Consider the following 18,562-nt stretch of genomic DNA (forward strand, 5'->3'; position numbering starts at 1 on the left):
TGGCTGCACAAGCAACGCACCGGGCTGCCGCACCTGACCTGGAAATACGCCGCCAGCGTCGACGGCCGCAGCGCGGCCGCGGACGGCTCCAGCCAATGGATCTCCAGCGAGGCCTCGCGGCTGGACCTGCATCGGCGCCGCGCGGCGGCCGACGCGATCGTGGTGGGCACCGGCACCGTGCTGGCCGACGACCCGGCGTTGACCGCCCGGCTGCCCGACGGCTCACTGGCCGGCCGGCAACCGCTGCGGGTGGTCGTCGGGATGCGTGAAATACCTTCGGAGGCAAAGGTTCTCAACGACGATTCGCGAACCATGCTGATCCGCACGCACGACCCCATGGAGGTGCTCAAGGCCGTCGCGGACCGCACCGACGTCCTGCTGGAAGGCGGCCCGACCCTCGCGGGCGCCTTCCTGCGGGCCGGGGTGGTGAACCGGATCCTGGCCTACGTCGCGCCGACCCTGCTGGGTGGTCCCGTCACCGCGGTCGACGACGTGGGGGTGACCACGATCGCACGGGCGCTGCGCTGGCATTTCGACGGCATCGACCGGGTGGGGCCCGACGTGGTGCTCAGCCTGGTGCCGCGCAGGGGCTAGCGCTCTCCCAGCGAGACGGCTTGCGGCTCAGCGATTTCCGGCTCCTCGGCGTGCTCCTTGCGGCCGCCGATCAGCAGGCCCAGCAGCGCTCCGGCGATGCAGATCACGACGGTGGCCGAGAAGATGTCGCCGTACATCTGGGCGAAGGCCTTGAGGTACATGGTGCCCTGGGCGGCGATGCGCTCCAGCAACGTGGCGTTGGGCGGGATCGCGGCCGTCAGGCCCGCCACGATCTGGTTGAACCGGTACAGGCCCCACGCGCTGAGCGCGGCTACGCCGATCAGCATGCCGGTCATCCGGGCCACCACCACGGCCGCCGAGGCGATGCCGTGTTGGGCGGACGGGACCACGCGGAGCGCGGCGGAGGTCAGCGGCCCGATCACCAGGCCGAGGCCCACCCCGGCGACCAGCAGGTCGGCGTGCAGCGCGGGCACGCTGAACACCCCGAAGATGTTGTGCTTCTGGCTCATGACGTCCTGGCGCCAGAAGTGGATCAGCCAGTAGCCGTAGGCCGCGATGAGCAGCCCGACGAAGGTCATGATCCGGTCACCGACCCGGGTGGCGATCCACCCGCCCAGCACCGCACCGATCGGCAGCGCGATCAGGAACCACAGCAGCAAGCCGGCGGCCTGCGTCTGGGATTGCCCCAGCACGCCCTGGCCGAACAGCTCGACGTCGACCAGCGTCACCATCAGCGCGGCACCGGCGAACAGCGAGGCGCCCAGCGCGGCCAGGAACGGGCGGAAGTGCACGCCCGCTGGCTCGATCAGCCGGGTGCGTGCGAACCGCTCCCAGATCAGGAACAGCGCGGCGACCACGACCGCGCCGATGACCAGCGGCAGTCCGTAGCTGGGCAGGATCTGCTTGCCGTCGGGTTGCGGGTTGTAGAGGCCGATCACGGCGAGGCCCAGGGCGACCGCCAGCAGCACACCGCCGACCAGGTCGACCTTTTCGGGCTCCTCCACCCGCTCGTGCGACGGGAGGCTGAACTGGATCATCACCATGGCGATCAGCGTCAGCGGGACGTTGATCCAGAACACGTAGCGCCAGTCGTGGAACAGGAAGACGATGAAGATCCCGTACAGCGGGCCCAGCACGCTGCCGAGCTCCTGCGCGGCCCCGATGCCGCCCAGCACGCCGGCGCGATTGCGCTGCGCCCACAGGTCGGCGCCCAGGGCGAGGGTGACCGGCAGCAGCGCGCCGCTGGCCACGCCCTGGATGGTGCGGCCGCCCACCAGGAGGTGGAAGTCGCCCCAGTGACCGGCCAGCGCGGTGACCACCGAGCCGACGATGAACAGCGCCAGGCTGACCTGCAGCACCAGCTTGCGCCCGAACCGGTCGGAGGCCCGGCCCAGCAGCGGCATGGCGGCGATGTAGCCCAGCAGGTACATCGTGATGATCCAGGTGATGCGCTGCAGCTGGTTAATCGGGATGTGAACGTCGGTCATGATGTCGCGCATGATCGTCACGACGACGTAGGCGTCCAGGGCGCCCAGCAGGACCGCCAGGCTGCCCGCGCTGATCGCTACGCGGCGCCCGGTGTGGCGCCCGGCCGGGGCCTCGGTCTCAGCGGTCACGAGCTCACCGGGGGCTTGGTGACCTGAACCTGCTCGCCCCAGTTGGACAGGGTGATCTGGGCGGAGTTGCCCGAGCTCTTCTGCAGGTTGGCCTGGACGAGCTGGTGGTCACCGGACTCCTGGATCCAGACCGTGCTCGGCACCGGTTGCGTCGCGTTGAACTGCGGAACGATCTTGTTCACCGCGTCCGCCGAGACGTTTCCGCTGATGCGAATGGTGTTCTGCCCGTTGATGTTGTCGCGGCCCTCGGCCTTGGCGTTGGTGAAGTTGGCCAGCGCGTTGCCCAGCCCACTGTCGGGGTTGAGCAGCACCGAGACGTCATAGACGTCGGCGGCCTTGCCGAAGTCGCTCCACTTGTTCGGGGTCAGGGTGGCGTACAGGGTCCCGTCGAGCACCACGAAGTTGGCGTCGATGTCGGACCCGCCCAGGGTGATGGTGGCGTTTCCCTGTGCGGCGGTGGCCGGTGCCGTGGTGAGGTCACCGGTCAGCGTCTTGATGGGCAACCCCTGGATCTTGCCCTGAACGCTGAGCGCGATGTGCGCGCTCTTCACGTTCTTGGTGGCGTCGGCCGACTGCTTGACCAGGGTCGTGGCGTCGGGAAGCGGTGCGCCGCTCTGCTTTGAGCCCGACGAGCAGCCGGCGATCAAGGCGGTGGCGAGGGTCAGGGATGCGATGACGGCCGATAGACGGCGGCGGGTCTGCATACTCTGCATCGTAGAGGGTGCCGGTGACTGCCCTGACGAACGCGGGGTCCCGGTGTCGCGCGGGCGCCGGTGTTTGCCCTGCTCATCCGCCTGGGAGTGGGCCAATTAGCCTAGGGGGATGTTTACCGGGATTGTCGAGGAACTCGGCGAGGTGACGGCTCGCGACGTCCTTTCCGACGCGGCGCGGCTGACCATCCGCGGCGCGGTCGTGACCGCCGACGCGGGCCACGGCGACTCGATCGCCGTCAACGGCGTCTGCCTGACCGTCGCCGAGCTGTTGCCCGGCGGTCAGTTCACCGCCGACGTGATGGCCGAATCGCTCAACCGGTCCAACCTGGGCGAATTGCAGGTCGGCAGCCGGGTGAACCTGGAGCGCGCCGCGGCCGTCAACAGCCGGCTGGGCGGGCACATCGTGCAGGGCCACGTCGACGGGACCGGGCGGATCGTGGCGCGGACCCCGTCCGAGCACTGGGAAGTGGTGCGGATCGAGATGCCCGCCGAGGTGGCCCGCTACGTCGTGGAGAAGGGCTCGATCACCGTCGACGGGATTTCGCTGACGGTGTCCGGGCTGGGCAGCGAGCCGGGGGACTGGTTTGAGGTCTCGCTGATACCCACCACCCGCGAGTTGACCACGTTGGGCAGCGCCCCGGTCGGTACGCCGGTGAACCTGGAAGTCGACGTCATCGCCAAATACGTCGAGCGGTTGATGACCCGCTGAACGGAGTTGTCCCGCCGGCACGCTCTCCGGCCGACCACCGGGTGATCACCTGACCGGCGAAGTCGAGCATCCGGTCAAGGCTGGGGAACATCGCGAAGGCATCCACGATCGCCTCGTCGGCTCCGGAGGCGGCGAGGCGCTCGAGCTTGTCGACCACAGCGGCAACGGACGTGCCCGGTTCGAGGTTGATCCGCATGGCCGTCTTCAGCGCGTCCGGATCGCGGCCGGCGTCCCGGGCCGCACGGCGCGCGATCGACCACAGGTGGTCGGTGACCTCGTCCTGCAGCCCCTCGACCCCGAGCCAGCCCGTGCCGCTGCGGCCGACCCGGCGCATAGCGGCCTCGCTGGCACCGCCGATCCAGATCGGCGGGCCGCCGGCCTGGACCGGGCGCAGGTCGGCGTGGACCGGCGGCAGCGTGAAGAACTCGCTGTCCCAGGACACCGGGGTGGTCGTCCACCACTCTCGCAGGAACGCCAGCAGGTCGTCGAGCATCCGGCCGCGCCGGTGCCAGTCCGCGCCGCGGGCGATGTCGTGTTCGTCCTTCATCCACCCGATCCCCACGCCGACGTCGAGGCGGCCGTCGCTGAGCACGTCGAGGGTGGTCAGCAGGCGGGCCAGGTGCACCGGCTCGTAGTAGAAGGTGCTGAGCGTGCTGGCGTTCAGCCGCACCCGGCTGGTCGCCGTCGCGGCGACCGTCCAGAGCAGCACCGGATCGAGGTAGCGCGTCATCTGCGGCGGGTAGGGCTGCTCTTTGCCCGGATAGGTGCTGCGCATATCGACCGGCGTGACCAGTCGATCGCCGACCCAGACGGTGTCGTAGCCAAGGTCCTCGAGGCCACGGCAGAACGCGCTCAGACCGGCCGCGCTGCTGATAGCGGGCCCGACGATGGGCAGTGCGAAGCCAAGCTTCATCGGATCATCCTTTCGATGATGTATCAACCATTACTGGGGCGCTCAGCCGGGAACCGTGGCGCCGAGGGCGAAGTTGAAATTTCCGACCCCGTGGCGGGCCAGGCCCATCATGACCAGGCCCGTTCCTTCCAGCCAGTGCGCCATGTTCAGGCCGCCGACGTCGAGCGGGCGCAGCCCGAGGCTCTCGATGAACTCCGCCACCCGCGCCTTGGCGGGCGCGTCGTCGCCGGCGATGAACACGTCGAGCGGTCGACCCTGGGCCAGGACAACGCCGAAGACGGTGTTGAACGCCTTCACCACGCCGGCGCCGGCCGGGGCCGCCTTGGCGACTTGCTGTGCGACCGAGGTGCCATCGGGAATGGCCAGTCCGTCGGCCGCGGGGTTGAAGGGATTGCTGATGTCGACGATGACCTTGCCCACGAGGGCGTCTCCGTACTGCTCGACGACCGGAACGACGTCGGCGTACAACACCGAAACGATGACGATGTCGCCGGCCGGAACGGCGCCGAACTCTCCGGTCGTGGCGCCGCCCCCGAGGGCCTTGGCCAGGTCGGCCGCCTTGGACTCGTCGCGGCCGATGATCTCGACGCTATTGCCGCCCGCTACCGCCAGCGCGCCGATGGCGCGGGCCATGTTCCCGGTGCCGATGATGCTGATGCCGCTCATGAGGTGTCCCGTCCTGACTTCCGAGAAAAAAGGTTGACTCGTCCACCTTATGGGATTTTGATGACGCGTCAACCAAATGGCGGTAGCATGGGGAACCGATGGAACCGAACTGGCTGAATCCCCGCGAAGACCGCGCCTGGCGGGCCTTCCAGCACGCGAATCATCAGCTCAGCGTGCACCTGAACCGGGGCCTGCAGGAATCGGGCTTGTCCGGCGCCGACTACCAGATCTTGGCGGTGCTCTCCGAGCACGACGGGGACCGCCTCCCCGCCCACGAGCTATGCAACACGCTGGGCTGGGAAAAGAGCCGTGTCTCCCATCAGGTGCGCCGCATGGAGCAGGACGGGCTGATCAGCCGGGAGCCCAACCCGGACGACGCCCGCAGCACCATGGTCTGCCTGCTGCCGGCCGGCCGCGCCGCCATCGAGAAGGCGGCGCCCAAGCACGTGGCGGATGTCCGCCGGAACTTCATCGACCTACTCAGCCCAGCCGAGCTCGACATGCTCGCCGCCCTCAACGAACGGGTCTTGCGCCACCTGGCCGAAGACGGCGACCCCTCGGCCGAAGCCGCGCCGTCATGACGACAGGCCGCTAGTCGCGGCGTCACGCGCCGCGGCAGCGGCCTGCCTTTGGATCAGCTGGTTGCTCGGCTGATTACACCGGACGCCAGATGGGGCCTTCCCAGTAACCCCAATGGTTCATGCCGGGATCCCAGACGATCTGGGCCCACGGCGCCCACGGTGGCGGCGGGGGCGGCGGTCCCGCCCACGGCGGAGCCCCGTAGCCGGCCGGGCCGCCATAGTTGTCGTCCCAGTCACGGCAGTTGTTCCAGTTCTGGTAAGGGCCCCAGCCCGGGTCCCACTGCTCGCCCGGGCACCAGTGGTGGTGATCCATGGGCGGCGGAGGAGGCGCCGCCGCGGCGGTGCCCGTGGCCAGTCCGAGTGCGGACATAGCCAAGCCGCCGGCAGCGAGCGCGCCGGTGCACAGCCGGGCCCACGGTCGTGTTTGTGTGTTGGTATTCATGGGGCAGTATTTACCCGCGATAATGCGGGCGAAACCCGGCTTTGTCGTTTGCTCATGTCAAATTTTGAGCACAGCCAACGCATATCTGGCGCAAAGGGTTTCGGTGTATAGGAGCTTTTCATCGGGTTATTTTTGGCACCAGGTGACGATATCGCGGGTCGGGCACACCATTTTGCCGGCCGCTTCCCTGTTTGCGGAAGGGCCCTCTCCTTCGCATCACGCAGTTATCATTCCGGCGACGAATATCGCGGCGGCACCGACGGCCAAGGGCGGCGAAAACTGTGATCCCGGCAACGATTACCAGGGTGCCGAGGCCCGCTCTGGCCCCGAGAGGCCGCGGGGATCCGTGGCGCCGAGATACGTGCGCGCTCATCGCAAGTGGTCAGGCGGTCGTGCCGCCGGCGCGCCCGGCGGTGCGGCGCGATCCGAGGCCGTCCCGCTGATCAAACCGCGGCAATAACCGCGCGGTCGCCGTGGTTCATACTGAATGCAACACGTGGGCTTCTCGTGTGAGCCGTTTCGACAGTGTTCCCGCCGGGCAGCGGGGACGGCGAGGTAGCAAAGATGACGAGGTTGGACTCCGTCGAAAGGGCGGTTGCCGACATTGCGGCCGGCAAGGCCGTCATCGTCATCGACGACGAGGACCGGGAGAACGAGGGCGATCTGATCTTCGCCGCCGAGAAGGCGACGCCGGAGATGGTGGCCTTCATGGTGCGCTACACCTCCGGATACCTCTGTGTGCCGCTGGACGGCGAGATCTGCGACCGGCTGGGGTTGCTGCCGATGTACGCGGTGAACCAGGACAAGCACGGCACCGCCTACACCGTCACGGTCGACGCCAGACGGGGTGTGGGCACCGGGATTTCGGCCTCGGACCGGGCCACCACGATGCGGCTGCTCGCCGATCCCACCAGCGTCGCCGACGATTTCACCCGGCCTGGTCACGTTGTTCCGTTGCGCGCCAAGGACGGTGGCGTATTGCGCCGCCCAGGTCACACCGAGGCCGCCGTCGACCTGGCCCGGCTGGCCGGGCTCCAGCCCGCCGGCGCCATCTGCGAGATCGTCAGCCAGAAGGACGAAGGCTCGATGGCGCAGACCGACGAACTGCGGGTCTTCGCCGACGAACACGACCTCGCCATGATCACCATCGCCGACCTGATCGAGTGGCGACGCAAACACGAGAAGCACATCGCCCGGATCGCCGAGGCCCGGATACCGACCCGGCACGGCGAGTTTCGCGCCATCGGCTACGCCAGCATCTATGAAGAGGTCGAACACGTCGCGCTGGTGCGCGGGGACATCTCGGGCCCGAACTCCGACGGTGACGACGTGCTGGTGCGGGTGCACTCCGAATGCCTGACCGGTGACGTGTTCGGTTCGCGCCGCTGCGATTGCGGGCCGCAGCTGGACGCCGCGATGGCCATGGTCGCCCGCGAGGGACGCGGCATCGTGTTGTACATGCGCGGCCACGAGGGGCGCGGCATCGGGCTGATGCACAAGCTGCAGGCCTATCAGCTGCAAGACGCCGGTGAAGACACCGTCGACGCCAACCTCAAGCTCGGATTGCCGGCCGACGCAAGGGATTACGGGATCGGCGCGCAGATCCTGGTGGATCTCGGGGTGCGCTCGATGCGGCTGCTGACCAACAACCCGGCCAAGCGGGTCGGGCTGGACGGGTACGGCCTGCACATCATCGAGCGGGTGCCGCTGCCGGTGCGCGCCAACGCGGAGAACATCCGCTACCTGATGACCAAACGGGACAAGATGGGCCATGACCTGGCCGGACTGGATGACTTTCACGAATCCGTCCATCTGCCAGGCGAATTCGGCGGTGCTCTGTGAGCCCTGCCGAGGGTGTGCCGGAGGTTGCGCCGCTCGATGCGTCCGGCCTGCGCCTGGCCCTGGTTGCGAGCACCTGGCATAGCGAGATCTGCGACGCGCTGCTTGAGGGTGCCCGCAAGGTGGCCTCCGAATCGGGTATCGACGACCCGACGGTGGTCCGGGTGATCGGCGCGATCGAGATCCCGGTGGTCGCACAGGAACTCGCCCGCAATCACGATGCCGTCGTCGCGCTGGGCGTCGTGATCCGCGGGCAGACACCGCATTTCGAGTACGTCTGCGATGCGGTGACCCAGGGGCTGACCCGAGTGTCGTTGGACACTTCCACGCCGGTGGCCAACGGTGTGCTCACCACCGACACCGAGCAGCAGGCCCTGGACCGGGCCGGCCTTCCGGAGTCGGCCGAGGACAAAGGGGCCCAAGCCACGCTGGCGGCCCTGACCACCGCGCTGACCCTGCGTGAGTTGCGCTCTCGGTCGTGACGTCGCCTCCGGACCGCGAGACCTGGGATGCGGTGCTGCGTCCCCACCGCACACCGTTATTCGCCTACGGGGCGGCGTTCGTGATCGCCGCGGCGCACATCGCGGTGGGCGTGCTGCTCAAGGTGGGGTCCACCGGGGTGGTCTTTCAGACCTCGGACCAGGTGGCGATCGCGGTGCTCGGTCTGGTCATCGCCGGCATTGTGTTGTTGTTCGCCCGCCCACGGCTGCGTATCGGGCCGGCCGGCGTCTCGGTTCGAAACCTGTTGGGCGACAAGCTGATCGAATGGCCGGACGTTGCCGGGGTGTCGTTTCCGGTGGGTCACCGTTGGGCGCGCGTCGACCTGCCCGACGACGAGTACATCCCGGTGATGGCCATCCAGGCCGTCGACAAGGGCCGGGCGGTGGCCGCCATGGACACCGTGCGCTCGCTGCTGGCACGCTATCGACCGGACCTGCAGACACACTGAGCGCTGTACCATCAGCCGATGGCACTCCAGGCACGGGTGGCCGCGGTCCTCGCAGTTGCCCTGCTGACGCTCAGCGGATGCAGCGTGGTGGTGGGGGGACGGGCCGTCCGGGCGTCCGGCCAGCCCGCGGCAACGCCGACCACGACGGTCCAACGCCCGCCGGCGCATGCCCAAGACCTGCTGCTGCACAGTGGCGATGACACGCCGCTCGGCGCGGCCAGCGCGATCCCGGTGGGCGACAACTACTTCACCAGCGCCCGGCCACCGGACTGCTCGGCCGCGCTGCTGTTCGAGGGCTCGCCGCTGCGACCCGCCGGCGCCTCGGACCACGCCGAATCGGCGTACCAGTTCAGCGATCAGGCGACGTACGCCGAGTCGGTCGACATCTACGACAACGCGCTCGACCCCCGACACGAGGTGGTGAGTGATTTCGTCTCCGTCGCCCAGTGCCGGCACGACGCCGTGGGCATCTCGCCGTACGGCCAGGCGACGCCGATGCGGCTGAGCGGGTTCGCCACCCCATCCGAAGGCGTCCTGGTGTGGACGATGAACCAGCCGGCCTGGACCTGCGATTACGGGTTGGCCGTGCTGCCGCACGTGGCCCTGCTGCTGTCGGCCTGCAACAACGCCCCTGGATTCCCCATGGCGGATTGGGCGGCGAAACGCCGGGCACAGGTCGACGGGCGCACCGCTTAGCCGCGGCGGCCCGCCGCCTGGTGATTTAGCGCTGTGGTCGGGAAGCCCGAGCCGGAGGCACTCAGTACCGAGTGCAGTCCGTCATCATTTGCTGGAAAATGGGCAGGGCCTGCTGGGCCCCCTGGTTGTGCTCGATCGCGTGCAGCAGGTTCACCCGTTGATCCGGCGACGACGCCAGGTACTGCTGCAAGAACTGCTGGTTGGGCGGCGACTGGTCGAGGTACTGGGCGGCCATCGGGTTCTCCGCATGCACGGCCCGCATCGCCTGGTCGTAGCTACAGGTGGTGTGGATCATCGGACCGTAATCGGGATCGGCCGATGCGACCCCGGCACCAGCGGTCGACGCCAATGCCAGACCGCCCACCGTGACGGCCAGTTTGGCCAACGAGCGCTTCATCATTTACGGACTCCCTCCATTGCTCTGCCCCCACTCTAACGTTGAGCTAGAAGCTTGGTAGCCAGAACGGAAGCCGTCCAAACCGCCGCGACCGCCCGCGGGGCCCGTCACGGGTCGTCTACCTGCGCGGTTGATCCTTCTTCGGTTGGGTGGCTCCAGCTGCTCGGCAACAGCGGCAGGCCCGGGTCGGCGTCCGGCGCCGCGCCGCCGAGCGTGGTCAGGCCGGCGGGGGCGGCGTCGGCGTGCCGGGCGGTGCCGGCGAACCCGATGGGCCCCGCGCCCCGCGCCGAGGCCGTCGTCGCGGCGACGCCGGGATCGTCCGCGACCGAACCGGGGTCCAGGTACTCGTAGCGGTAACCGGGGTCGATCAGACCCGGCCGGGGACGCCTGCGGCGCCGGGCCTGCTCCCGCCGGGCGGAGGCGCTCGGCACCGCGCGGCCGGCTACTAGCCTGGATCTGTGCCCGATCCCGCCACCTACCGCCCCGCGCCCGGGTCCATCCCGGTCGAGCCCGGCGTCTACCGATTCCGGGATACCTACGGGCGAGTCATCTACGTCGGCAAGGCCAAGAGCCTGCGCAGCCGGCTGACGTCATACTTCGCCGACATCGCCAGCCTGCATCCACGCACCCGGCAGATGGTGACCACCGCGGCCAAGGTCGAGTGGACGGTGGTCAACACCGAAGTCGAGGCGCTGCAACTCGAATACAACTGGATCAAGGAGTTCGACCCGCGGTTCAACGTCCGCTATCGCGACGACAAAACCTATCCGGTGCTGGCGGTCACCCTCAACGAGGAGTTCCCCCGGCTGATGGTCTACCGCGGCCCCCGCCGCAAGGGGGTGCGCTACTTCGGGCCGTACTCGCACGCGTGGGCCATCCGGGAGACGCTGGACCTGCTCACCCGGGTGTTTCCGGCCCGCACCTGCTCGGCGGGAGTGTTCAAGCGGCACAAGCAGATCGATCGTCCTTGCCTGCTCGGCTACATCGACAAGTGCTCGGCACCGTGCATCGGCAGGGTCAGCGCGGAGCAGCACCGCCAGATCGTGGACGACTTCTGCGACTTCCTGTCCGGCAAGACCGACCGGTTCGCCCGGGAGCTGGAACAGCAGATGAACGCCGCGGCCGAGCGGCTCGATTTCGAGCGGGCCGCGCGGTTGCGTGACGACCTGGGCGCGGTGAAGCGGGCGATGGAAAAGCAGGCCGTGGTCCTCGGCGACGGCACCGACGCCGACGTGGTGGCGTTCGCCGACGACGAGCTGGAGGCCGCGGTGCAGGTGTTCCACGTCCGCGGCGGCCGGGTCCGCGGCCAGCGCGGCTGGATCGTCGAAAAGTCCGCCGACCCCGGCGATTCCGGCGAGGAACAGCTGGTCGAGCAGTTCCTGACCCAGTTTTACGGCGAGCAGGCCGAATTGGGCGGCGCCGCAGACGAATCCGTGAACCCGGTGCCGCGGGAGGTGCTGGTGCCCTGCCTGCCGTCCAACACCGACGAGCTGACCAGTTGGCTGTCCGGCCTGCGCGGATCCCGGGTGGTGCTGCGGGTGCCGCAGCGCGGCGACAAACGCGCGCTGGCCGAAACCGTGCAGCGCAACGCGAAAGAGGCGCTGCAGCAACACAAGCTGCGGCGCGCCGGCGACTTCAACGCCAGATCCGCTGCGCTGCAGAACATCCAGGAGGCCCTCGGCTTGTCCGAGGCGCCGCTGCGCATCGAATGTGTGGACATCAGCCACGTCCAGGGCACCGACGTGGTGGGCTCGCTGGTGGTGTTCGAGGACGGTCTGCCGCGCAAATCGGACTACCGGCACTTCGGGATCCGGGAAGCCGCCGGGCAGGGCCGCTCCGACGACGTCGCCTCCATCGCCGAGGTGACCCGGCGTCGCTTCGCCCGTCACCTGAGCGAGCAGAACGATCCGAATATGCTTTCCGCGGAAGGAAAGTCGCGCCGTTTCGCCTACCCCCCGAATTTGTACGTCGTCGACGGCGGTGCCCCGCAGGTCAACGCGGCCAGCGCGGTGCTCGAGGAACTCGGCATCACCGACGTCGCGGTGATCGGCCTGGCCAAGCGGCTGGAAGAGGTGTGGGTGCCCTCGGAGCCCGACCCGGTCATCATGCCGCGCAACAGCGAGGGGCTGTATCTGCTGCAACGCGTCCGTGACGAGGCGCACCGGTTCGCGATCGCCTACCATCGCAGCAAGCGATCCAAACGAATGACGGCATCGGTGCTGGATTCGGTGCCAGGATTGGGAGAACATCGCCGAAAGGCGTTGGTAAGCCATTTCGGATCGATAGCCCGCCTCAAGGAGGCCACCGTCGACCAGATCACCGCCGTTCCCGGCATCGGTGTGGCGACCGCCACCGCCGTCCTGGAGGCGCTGCGGCCCCAGCAGTCCCCCGATGAGTCCAGGGCGGCCCAATGACGGGCCCGGGCGAGTTCGCGGGCGGCCCCTCGGTGGACGCCCCGGCCGGTATCGACGTCGTGCTGGTGACCGGGTTATCCGGGGCCGGGCGGGGTACCGCGGCCAAGGTGCTCGAGGACCTCGGCTGGTATGTGGCCGACAACCTGCCCCCGCAACTGATCACCCGGATGGTCGATTTCGGTCTGGCGGCCGGCTCGCGGATCACCCAGCTGGCGGTGGTGATGGACGTGCGGTCGCGCGGCTTCACCGGCGACCTGGACTCGGTGCGCACTGAGCTGGCCACCCGAAACATCGCCCCGCGCGTGGTGTTCATGGAAGCATCGGACGACATGCTGGTGCGCCGCTACGAGCAGAATCGCCGCAGCCATCCGCTGCAGGGCGATCAGACCCTGGCCGAGGGCATCGCCGCCGAGCGCCGCATGCTGGCCTCGGTTCGCGCCACCGCCGACTTGATCATCGACACCTCGACGCTGTCGGTGCGCGGCTTGCGCGAGACCATCGAGCGGGCGTTCGGCGGCGCCGCCAGCGCCACCACCAGCGTCACGGTCGAATCGTTCGGCTTCAAATACGGCCTGCCAATGGACGCCGACATGGTCATGGACGTCCGGTTCCTGCCGAACCCGCACTGGGTCGACGAATTGCGGCCCCGCACCGGGCAGGACCCCGCGGTGCGCGATTACGTATTGAGCCAGCCGGGCGCGGCCGAGTTCCTCGACGCCTACCATCGATTGCTATCTCTGGTCGTCGACGGCTACCGCCGGGAGGGCAAGCGCTATATGACGGTCGCGATCGGCTGCACCGGCGGCAAGCATCGCAGCGTCGCGATCGCCGAGGCGCTGGTGCAGTTGCTCAAGGCCCAGAAGGGCGAAGCCCAACTGTCGGTGCGGGTGCTGCATCGGGATCTGGGCCGCGAATGACCGAGCCGATGAACCGGGGCATCGTCGCGATGGGCGGTGGACACGGCCTGTACGCGACGCTGTCGGCGGCCCGCCGGCTCACGCCCTACGTGACCGCGGTGGTGACCGTCGCCGACGATGGTGGTTCTTCCGGGCGGCTGCGCAGCGAACTGGATGTGGTGCCCCCGGGTGATTTGCGAATGGCGTTGGCGGCCTTGGCATCTGACAGCCCGCACGGGCGACTGTGGGCGACCATCCTGCAGCACCGGTTCGGGGGCAGCGGGGCGCTGGCCGGGCATCCGATCGGCAACCTGATGCTGGCCGGGCTGTCCGAGGTGCTGGCCGACCCGGTGGCCGCCCTCGACGAGCTGGGGCGCATCCTCGGCGTCAAGGGCAGGGTGCTGCCGATGTGCCCGATCGCGCTGCAGATCGAGGCCGACGTCTCCGGGCTGGAAAGCGACCCGCGGATGTTCCGGCTGATCCGCGGTCAGGTGGCGATCGCGACCACGCCGGGCAAGGTGCGCCGCGTGCGGCTGTTGCCGGACAACCCGCCGGCGACGCGGCAGGCCGTCGACGCGATCATGGCCGCCGATCTGGTTGTGCTGGGCCCGGGGTCGTGGTTCACCAGCGTGATCCCGCACGTGCTGGTGCCCGGACTGGCGGCGGCGCTGCGGGCGACCACCGCGCGGCGCGCCCTGGTGCTCAATCTGGTGGCCGAACCGGGGGAGACGGCGGGGTTCTCCGTCGAGCGTCACCTGCACGTGCTGGCCCAGCATGCACCGGGATTCACCGTGCACGACATCATCATCGACGCCGAACGGGTGCCCAGCGAGCGGGAGCGCGAGCAATTGCGCCGCACCGCCACACTGCTTTCGGCCGAGGTCCACTTCGCCGATGTGGCCAGACCTGGTACACCTTTACATGATCCAGGCAAGCTCGCGGCGGCCCTGGACGGGGTCCGGGCGGCCCACAAGGCTCCGGGAGCGTCTTCGGTCACGGCCACCGCGGATATTCGGGTCGACGGTGCAAGTGAGGGGTGACGACGCGTGGCGATGACGACCGAAGTCAAGGACGAACTGAGCCGCCTCATTGTGAAATCGGTCAGCGCCCGCCGCGCGGAGGTCACGTCCCTGCTGCGGTTCGCCGGTGGACTGCATATCGTCGGCGGCCGCGTTGTCGTCGAAGCCGAGGTGGACCTGGGCAACGTCGCGCGGCGCTTGCGCAAGGACATTTTCGAACTCTACGGATACAACGCCGTCGTGCATGTGTTGTCCGCCAGTGGAATTCGCAAGAGCACCCGGTACGTGTTGCGGGTCGCCAATGACGGCGAGGCGCTGGCCCGCCAGACCGGTCTGCTCGACAATCGCGGCCGCCCGGTGCGCGGGCTGCCGGCCCAGGTGGTGGGTGGCAGCGTCGGCGACGCGGAAGCCGCCTGGCGCGGGGCGTTCCTGGCGCACGGTTCGCTGACCGAGCCGGGGCGGTCCTCGGCGCTGGAAGTCAGTTGCCCCGGTCCGGAAGCCGCGCTGGCGTTGGTGGGTGCCGCGCGACGGCTCGGTGTCAGCGCGAAGGCCCGCGAGGTGCGCGGCGCCGACCGGGTGGTGGTGCGCGACGGCGAGGCGATCGGCGCGTTGCTGACCCGGATGGGCGCCCAGGACACCCGGCTGGTGTGGGAGGAGCGCCGGATGCGGCGCGAGGTCCGGGCCACGGCCAACCGGCTCGCCAACTTCGACGACGCCAACCTGCGCCGGTCGGCGCGGGCGGCGGTGGCGGCCGCGGCCCGGGTGGAGCGGGCGCTGGAAATCTTGGGCGACACCGTCCCCGACCATTTGGCCTCGGCCGGCAAGCTGCGCGTCGAGCACCGGCAGGCATCGCTGGAGGAGCTGGGCCGGCTCGCGGACCCGCCGATGACGAAAGACGCTGTGGCGGGCCGAATTCGGCGGCTGCTGTCGATGGCCGACCGCAAGGCGAAGGTCGAGGGCATTCCCGACACCGAGTCGGCGGTGACGCCGGATCTCCTCGAGGACGCTTAGGCCGGTGCCGATGCACACCGAAAGCGCGTCGTAGCGCGACCCGTCCTGGCAAAGTCGCGGGCGCGGCGCGGAGCCGTCGCGGTACCTCGGCCCGCAATGTCGGATCGGTCGGCAGTGACGATGGGCCTGCGCTGCGGACACGCCATCGTGACTCACCCGCCGCCCCCTGCCGCGGCGAATTCTATGAATTGAATGATTTGTATAAGTTGGATATGAGCCGGCGCTTTCGATAGCGTTCTTCTGGACGAATTCCGGGACCGAAATAGCGGTTGGGTCCGGTCAAGCGCTGATTGGTCGCGCTGCTCGTGTGTAGCAAATTCATAGAGATCGCATAATTTCTTTGAAAGCGCTATGAGTCCCGGGCGTATCGGCCGCACCGCCCCGAATATGTGCTCCACCACCTATTTCTCAGTGACTCCGTGCTTGCGGCCTCGTGCTGAGGGTCGCGCGGCGCGCCGCCGCGCAGTCCCTGTGGCTAAGGAATCCTGCGGCCAACGCAATTTGTGATACCGAGATTTTTATTCACCAATAGCCGCCCGGGGAACACGCCTTTCGGCTTTTCACCATCTATTCACCGGCTCGCCGTGCCGCATTTGCACGAGGTAGAGGGGTTTATCGGCGGCGCGCTTGCCAAACCGCCGACTCCCGGCGCTCGCAGCCCCGCGCGGCGGCACCGGCGAGCCCGGCCGAGCTTGGCGAAGGGCGATTTCGTAACCCCTGGCTAGTGTCTCGTCTACAAGACGACATGCCCGCCGCCCAGCAAACTCATAGCCGATGTGCTGGCGGCGGTACGGACTGGGCCGGCGGTGGCGACACGGCCGGAGGCGGAGGAATGCATGGATTTCGGGTCGTTACCGCCGGAGATCAACTCCGGCAGGATCTACTCAGGGCCGGGGTCGGCGCCGTTACTGGCAGCCGCGGCGGCCTGGAACGGGTTGGCAGCCGAATTGCATTCGGCCGCAGCGTCGTACGGTTCGGCAATCGCGGAGCTGCGCACCTCCTGGCACGGGCCTTCGTCGACGGCGATGGCCGGCGCGGCGGCACCCTTCATCGCGTGGCTCGACGGCACCGCGGTGCAGGCCGAGCAGACCGCCGCCCAAGCCACGGCGGCAGCGGCGGCTTATGAGGCCGTCTTCGCGGCCACGGTCCCGCCGCCGGTGATCGTGGCCAACCGGGCATTGTTGGCGTCGTTGATCGCGACCAACGTGCTGGGCCAGAACACTGCGGCGATCGCGGCCACGGAGGCCCAGTACGCCGAGATGTGGGCCCAGGACGCCGCCGCGATGTACGCCTATGCCGGCGCGTCGGCGGTCGCGACCCGGCTCAGCCCGTTCGGCGCGCCACCGACGACCGCCGACGCCAACGCGGAGGCCGACCAGTCGGCCGCGGTCACCTCCGCGCTGCAGTCGTCGACCGCCTCCGGCGTGGAATCGGCACTGTCAGAAGCGGTTTCGCAGGCTCCGGTCGCGGCGCAGGTGAACGCGACCGCGGTAACGGCGGCGGCTCAACTCCCGCTGAGCCTGACGGACATCACCGGGATTCTGAAGACCTTCAACAGCGTCATGGGCACCATCTCCGGGCCGTACACGCCGCTCGGCGTGGCGAACCTGGCGAAGAACTGGTACCAGATCGCCCTCAGCATCCCGAGCGTCGGGACGGGCATCCAAGGAATCGGACCCCTCTTGCACCCCAAAGCGCTCAGCGGGGTCTTGGCGCCGCTGCTGCGCAGCGATCTCCTGACGGGCTCGACCGCGCTGTCGAGTGCGGGCACGGTTTCGGCGTCCGCGGGCCGCGCCGGCTTGGTCGGATCGTTGTCGGTGCCGGCGAACTGGGCCTCGGCGGTCCCGGCGGTCCGGACGGTGGCCGCCGAGCTGCCGGAGACCATCCTGGACGCCGCCCCCGCGATGGCCGTCAACGGTCAACAGGGCATGTTCGGCCCGACTGCCCTGTCGAGCCTGGCCGGACGCGCCGTCGGCGGGACCGCGACCCGCGCCGTCGCCGGGTCAACCGTTCGCGTGCCCGGTGCCGTGGCGGTCGACGACATCGCGACCACGTCCACCGTCATTGTGATTCCGCCGAACGCGAAATAGGAAGGTGCGGCAATGGTTTTCAGCGATTTCGCAACGCTGCCACCGGAGGTCATCTCCACCCAGATCTATGTCGGCCCGGGCGCCGGGCCGCTGCTGGCCGCCGCGGCGGCATGGGACGGGCTGGCCGCCGAATTGCACGGCACCGCGGCTTCCTACGCATCGGTGATCTCGGAACTGGTCGGCGAATCGTGGCAGGGCTCATCGTCGGAGTCCATGGCCGCCGCGGCGGCGCCCTACGTGGCGTGGATATCGACCACGGCAGGCCTGGCCGAGCAGACTGCCGCTCAGGCCCGGGCCGCGGCCGCCGCCTACGAGGCGGCATTGGCGGCCACGGTGCCGCCGGCGGCTGTGGCGGCGAACCGCAGCCTGCTCGCCACACTGTTGCAGACCAACATCTTGGGGCAGAACGATGCGGCGATCGCGGCGACCGAGGACGAGTACGGCCAGATGTGGGCCCAAGATGTCGCCGCCATGTTCAGTTATGCCGCCGCGTCGGAATCGGCCGGTGAGCTGACGCCGTTCGAGCAGGCGCCGGCCACCACCAACGACGCCGGACCGGCGACCCAGGCGGCCGCCGCGGCCGCGGCGGAGTCGACGTCGCTGTCGTCCTGGTTGAAGGAGATCGAGGCCTACATCACCTCGCTCACCGGTCAATACACCCAGTTCTGGCAGAACTTGATCGGGGGCGCCACGGGGAGCACGGAGATAGCACCGTTCTGGGAGACGCTGTATTCGAGCATTTCGCAGATCGGCACTCAGGCGACGTGGACCAACGTCGTCAATGCCACCATCAGCCTTGGTGTCTCGCAGTGGAAGAACTTCTTCATCTATGCGCCGTGGAGCGCCGCGATGGCCAAATCGTCGCTGGGCGCCGGGCTGGCGTCGCCCAGCTAGCCGGCACCGACAGCTTGCCCACTGTTGGCGCGTTACCCAGCACCGCCGATACGGGCTTTGCCGCGATGCCGGCGGCGATGTGGCCGGGCGACGCCAGCCCGGCGCCCAGCGACGATTTGGCCATCGCGGCGCTCCACGGCGCATAGATGAAGAAGTTCTTCC

The 18,562-nt window shown here is 68.8% G+C and carries 19 protein-coding genes and 2 pseudogenes; 13 read left to right on the forward strand and 8 right to left on the reverse strand.

Translation table 11 applies throughout. The annotated features are described in order from the left end of the window. Nucleotides 1-594, forward strand: a 594-nt coding sequence (locus A5622_RS16130; RefSeq protein ID WP_197508028.1) for a RibD family protein, incomplete at its 5' end; no start/stop codon positions are given. On the opposite strand, the gene A5622_RS16135 is transcribed toward A5622_RS16130, so the two are convergent. Beyond that, on the reverse strand, nt 591-2,171 hold the full coding sequence (locus tag A5622_RS16135; RefSeq protein ID WP_066879877.1) for an MFS transporter: 1,581 nt from the start codon (nt 2,169-2,171) through the stop codon (nt 591-593). The two genes, A5622_RS16130 and A5622_RS16135, sit on opposite strands and share 4 nt — an antisense overlap. Further along, a complete protein-coding gene (locus A5622_RS16140; RefSeq protein ID WP_066860162.1) occupies nt 2,168-2,875 on the reverse strand; it encodes an LppX_LprAFG lipoprotein in 708 nt (235 codons plus the stop codon). The genes A5622_RS16135 and A5622_RS16140 overlap by 4 nt, the downstream gene beginning before the upstream one ends. A 118-nt stretch (nt 2,876-2,993) precedes the next feature. Here A5622_RS16140 and A5622_RS16145 point away from each other — a divergent pair, with 118 nt between their 5' ends. Next, entirely contained in the window at nt 2,994-3,593 is a 600-nt protein-coding gene (locus tag A5622_RS16145) for a riboflavin synthase (RefSeq protein ID WP_066860165.1), read from the forward strand. On the opposite strand, the gene A5622_RS16150 is transcribed toward A5622_RS16145, so the two are convergent. Then, the gene (locus A5622_RS16150; RefSeq protein WP_156752980.1) at nt 3,556-4,506 is read right to left on the reverse strand and encodes a TIGR03619 family F420-dependent LLM class oxidoreductase; all 951 of its coding nucleotides are present in this window, start codon (nt 4,504-4,506) and stop codon (nt 3,556-3,558) included. The two genes, A5622_RS16145 and A5622_RS16150, sit on opposite strands and share 38 nt — an antisense overlap. Before the next feature lie 42 nt (nt 4,507-4,548). After that, nucleotides 4,549-5,172, reverse strand: a complete 624-nt coding sequence (locus tag A5622_RS16155) for an NADPH-dependent F420 reductase (RefSeq protein ID WP_066879880.1) — start codon at nt 5,170-5,172, stop codon at nt 4,549-4,551. Between the two features lie 98 nt (nt 5,173-5,270). On the opposite strand from A5622_RS16155, the gene A5622_RS16160 reads away from it, so the two are divergent. Then, complete coding sequence (locus A5622_RS16160) at nt 5,271-5,753, forward strand: MarR family winged helix-turn-helix transcriptional regulator (protein ID WP_066879892.1); 483 nt, start codon at nt 5,271-5,273, stop codon at nt 5,751-5,753. Between the two features lie 73 nt (nt 5,754-5,826). On the opposite strand, the gene A5622_RS28370 is transcribed toward A5622_RS16160, so the two are convergent. After that, on the reverse strand, nt 5,827-6,123 hold the full coding sequence (locus A5622_RS28370; protein ID WP_231997730.1) for a hypothetical protein: 297 nt from the start codon (nt 6,121-6,123) through the stop codon (nt 5,827-5,829). 636 nt (nt 6,124-6,759) lie between these two features. Between A5622_RS28370 and A5622_RS16165 the strand changes: the two genes are divergently transcribed. From A5622_RS16165 to A5622_RS16180, 4 genes are read left to right on the forward strand one after another with little or no spacing between them, the layout of a single operon-like run. Further along, nucleotides 6,760-8,037, forward strand: coding sequence for a bifunctional 3,4-dihydroxy-2-butanone-4-phosphate synthase/GTP cyclohydrolase II (locus tag A5622_RS16165; protein WP_066860202.1), 1,278 nt, complete (start codon nt 6,760-6,762; stop codon nt 8,035-8,037). Continuing rightward, the gene (gene ribH, locus A5622_RS16170; protein WP_066879897.1) at nt 8,034-8,516 is read left to right on the forward strand and encodes a 6,7-dimethyl-8-ribityllumazine synthase; all 483 of its coding nucleotides are present in this window, start codon (nt 8,034-8,036) and stop codon (nt 8,514-8,516) included. Before A5622_RS16165 ends, ribH begins: the two co-directional genes overlap by 4 nt. Next, a complete protein-coding gene (locus A5622_RS16175) occupies nt 8,513-8,983 on the forward strand; it encodes a PH domain-containing protein (RefSeq protein ID WP_066879900.1) in 471 nt (156 codons plus the stop codon). The genes ribH and A5622_RS16175 overlap by 4 nt, the downstream gene beginning before the upstream one ends. A gap of 18 nt (nt 8,984-9,001) precedes the next feature. Then, complete coding sequence (locus tag A5622_RS16180) at nt 9,002-9,679, forward strand: hypothetical protein (protein WP_066879904.1); 678 nt, start codon at nt 9,002-9,004, stop codon at nt 9,677-9,679. A gap of 61 nt (nt 9,680-9,740) precedes the next feature. On the opposite strand, the gene A5622_RS16185 is transcribed toward A5622_RS16180, so the two are convergent. After that, complete coding sequence (locus tag A5622_RS16185; protein ID WP_065074765.1) at nt 9,741-10,079, reverse strand: hemophore-related protein; 339 nt, start codon at nt 10,077-10,079, stop codon at nt 9,741-9,743. Nucleotides 10,080-10,183: 104 nt separating this feature from the next. Next, the gene (locus A5622_RS16190) at nt 10,184-10,507 is read right to left on the reverse strand and encodes a hypothetical protein (RefSeq protein WP_066879907.1); all 324 of its coding nucleotides are present in this window, start codon (nt 10,505-10,507) and stop codon (nt 10,184-10,186) included. Between the two features lie 27 nt (nt 10,508-10,534). Between A5622_RS16190 and uvrC the strand changes: the two genes are divergently transcribed. The 6 genes and pseudogenes from uvrC to A5622_RS16220 form a co-directional block, all read left to right on the forward strand. Further along, entirely contained in the window at nt 10,535-12,490 is a 1,956-nt protein-coding gene (uvrC, locus tag A5622_RS16195; RefSeq protein ID WP_066860186.1) for an excinuclease ABC subunit UvrC, read from the forward strand. Next, a complete protein-coding gene (gene rapZ / locus A5622_RS16200; protein ID WP_066879909.1) occupies nt 12,487-13,407 on the forward strand; it encodes an RNase adapter RapZ in 921 nt (306 codons plus the stop codon). Before uvrC ends, rapZ begins: the two co-directional genes overlap by 4 nt. Nucleotides 13,408-13,415: 8 nt before the next feature. Beyond that, nucleotides 13,416-14,442, forward strand: a pseudogene (yvcK, locus tag A5622_RS16205) (uridine diphosphate-N-acetylglucosamine-binding protein YvcK). Further along, nucleotides 14,439-15,416 (forward strand): DNA-binding protein WhiA, encoded by a 978-nt coding sequence (gene whiA, locus A5622_RS16210; protein WP_040631623.1) that lies wholly within the window; start codon nt 14,439-14,441, stop codon nt 15,414-15,416. Before yvcK ends, whiA begins: the two are co-directional and overlap by 4 nt. Nucleotides 15,417-16,252: 836 nt before the next feature. Next, nucleotides 16,253-17,506, forward strand: a complete 1,254-nt coding sequence (locus A5622_RS16215) for a PPE family protein (protein ID WP_066879912.1) — start codon at nt 16,253-16,255, stop codon at nt 17,504-17,506. A gap of 12 nt (nt 17,507-17,518) precedes the next feature. After that, nucleotides 17,519-18,394, forward strand: a pseudogene (locus A5622_RS16220) (PPE family protein); the annotation flags it as partial. On the opposite strand, the gene A5622_RS30810 reads toward A5622_RS16220, so the two are convergent. Next, nucleotides 18,330-18,524, reverse strand: a complete 195-nt coding sequence (locus A5622_RS30810; protein ID WP_369827428.1) for a hypothetical protein — start codon at nt 18,522-18,524, stop codon at nt 18,330-18,332. The pseudogene A5622_RS16220 and the gene A5622_RS30810 sit on opposite strands and share 65 nt — an antisense overlap. Between the last annotated feature and the right edge of the window lie 38 nt (nt 18,525-18,562).

This window comes from Mycobacterium sp. 1245801.1 (genome assembly GCF_001673055.1).
Taxonomy (GTDB): domain Bacteria; phylum Actinomycetota; class Actinomycetes; order Mycobacteriales; family Mycobacteriaceae; genus Mycobacterium; species Mycobacterium europaeum_A.